Below are 334 nucleotides of genomic sequence, written 5' to 3' on the forward strand. Positions count from 1 at the left end.
AGTCGCCGGCGCGGATCGCGGCGACCGCGGGGGTGCTGGCGCAGTGGCTGGCCACCGACGGCGCCGAGGCCACCCTGGCCGACGTCGCACACGCGCTCAACCACCATCGGACCCGCCACCAGAAGTTCGCCACCGTTGCCGCCCGGGACACCGAGCAGGCCATCGCGGGGCTGAGCGCGCTGGCCGCAGGCGAGTCTGCGCCGGGCGTGGTGGAACCTGCGGCGGTACTGCCGGGACCGGGAACCGTGTTTGTGTTTTCGGGTCAGGGTTCGCATTGGGTGGGGATGGGTCGTCGGTTGTTGGCCGAGGAGCCGGCGTTTGCTGCTGCGGTGGC

Annotated in this window: 1 protein-coding gene; it reads left to right on the top strand. The window is 72.5% G+C overall.

Annotation, left to right across the window (positions count from 1 at the left end; genetic code table 11):
* A partial coding sequence (locus LI92_RS21560; protein WP_046322690.1) for an acyltransferase domain-containing protein occupies positions 1-334 on the top strand: 334 nt, incomplete at both ends.

The sequence above is a fragment of the Mycobacterium sp. UM_Kg1 genome (assembly GCF_000972925.1).
In the GTDB taxonomy this organism is placed as follows: Bacteria; Actinomycetota; Actinomycetes; order Mycobacteriales; family Mycobacteriaceae; genus Mycobacterium; species Mycobacterium hiberniae.